Genomic DNA, 1,598 nt, shown 5'->3' with positions numbered 1-1,598 from the left:
ATACAGTTCACCGATACGCTGCAGGGCTTCCGTGGTGATGTCGGTTGGCACTCTTGCATGCACATCGTGGATTTTTCTCCGGGCATGAGCCATACATGCGGCTTCCGTTATTCTGCCGGATTCGTATAACGCCCGGTAGCCACCGTAAGCATCGGCCTGAAGCACACCGCTGTAACCGGCCAGGTGATTCTGTGGATGGATACCTTTCCGGTCCGGACTGTACGCGAACCAGACCGCCGGGGGCATCTGTGAACCGGCGTTACGGTCATCACGGACGTAGACCCACAGCCGGGCGGTTCGGGTTTTACCACTGCCCGGCTCCTGGACCGGGACAGGGATATCATCGGCATGGACTTTACCGGGCATCAGCACATACTGGCGCAGGACGTCATACAACGGCTCAAGCAGTTCAGCAACAGCACCTGTCCAGCGCCCCAGTGTGGCACGGCTCAGCTCCACTCCCTGACGACGGTATATTTCTGACTGGCGGTATAACGGCAGATGGTCTGCATATTTTCCAGCGACAACATGGGCCAGAAGCCCCGCTCCGGCATAACTGCGTGCAATGGGTTTTGAAGGCACCGGAGCCTGCACGATATGGTCGCACCGGCAACAGGCCAGTTTCGGACGTTGTGTTTCGATAACCTTAAAGGCGCTGCTGATAAGCTCCAGTTGCTCTGACACATCACATCCCAGAGAACTGAGTTCGCCACCACAGGCAGGACAGCACTCCTCTTCCGGCCGGATAACCCGGATTTCACGGGGAAGTGAGGCCGGTAACGGTTTACGGGCTGAAGACTGGCGCAGGGCGGATGGCAGTGCCGGGTCATACTGCTCACCCAGCGTTTCCGCCATTTCTTCCTGAAGTGCGCTGATTCGCTCCTGTGCTTCCTGTATCTGCCGTTCGGTTTTTGCACGAAGTTTTTCTGAGCTTTTACCGAACTGCATACGCTGCAGTTTCGCAACCAGCGCCTTCAGCCGGTTGATTTCAGAAGCATAAGCCGCCACCCGCTGTGAGAGCAGGCGGTTGTATTCGGCCATCTGGCGGATGGTGTCCTGTTGCGTCTGCAACAGTGCCCGCAGGCGGGCGTTCTCATGAGCAAGTGAGGTCTCCATATCCTCACTTTACAACGGGTTATATACGGATTCCAGCGCGTTCCGTTCGTTTTGGATGTTTCCAGTCGATGCCCTCAAGAAGCATGGATAACTGAGCCGGAGTAAGGTGAACCTTTCCATCGCGGGTGACCGGCCAGACGAAGCGGCCCCGCTCCAGGCGTTTGGTGAAGAGGCACAGTCCGTCGCTGTCAGCCCACAGCACTTTTATCTGGTCACCCCGGCGTCCGCGGAAGATGAACAGGTGTCCGGAGAACGGGTCATCCTTCAGGACGTTCTGAACTTTTGAGGCCAGGCCGTTAAAGCCATTTCGCATATCGGTGATACCGGCAACCAGCCAGATACGCGAACCTGCAGGGAGAGATATCATCAGTGGCTGCTCCCTTTCATTTCGCGGATAAGTGTCTGTAATAACGCCGGCGTCAGTTTACCTTTCAGCCTGAGGGTTCCTGCCGGCAGAACCAGCTCACAGCACAGACTGTCGG

At 56.9% G+C, this 1,598-nt stretch carries 2 protein-coding genes and 1 pseudogene; all 3 read right to left on the bottom strand.

What is annotated here, in order from left to right; translation table 11 throughout:
* A partial coding sequence (locus FFT88_RS24900) for an IS66-like element ISCro1 family transposase (RefSeq protein WP_135403477.1) occupies positions 1-1,116 on the bottom strand: 1,116 nt, incomplete at its 3' end.
* Positions 1,117-1,135: 19 nt separating this feature from the next.
* Positions 1,136-1,483 (bottom strand): IS66 family insertion sequence element accessory protein TnpB, encoded by a 348-nt coding sequence (gene tnpB, locus FFT88_RS24895; protein WP_000624618.1) that lies wholly within the window; start codon positions 1,481-1,483, stop codon positions 1,136-1,138.
* Positions 1,483-1,598, bottom strand: a pseudogene (locus FFT88_RS24890) (IS66 family insertion sequence element accessory protein TnpB); the annotation flags it as partial. The pseudogene FFT88_RS24890 and the gene tnpB, both read right to left, overlap by 1 nt.

It is taken from the genome of Escherichia sp. E4930, from assembly GCF_005845405.1.
Lineage (GTDB): Bacteria > Pseudomonadota > Gammaproteobacteria > Enterobacterales > Enterobacteriaceae > Escherichia.
The sequence above is the reverse complement of the archived record's forward strand: the minus strand, read 5'-3'. Positions and strand labels throughout refer to the sequence as shown.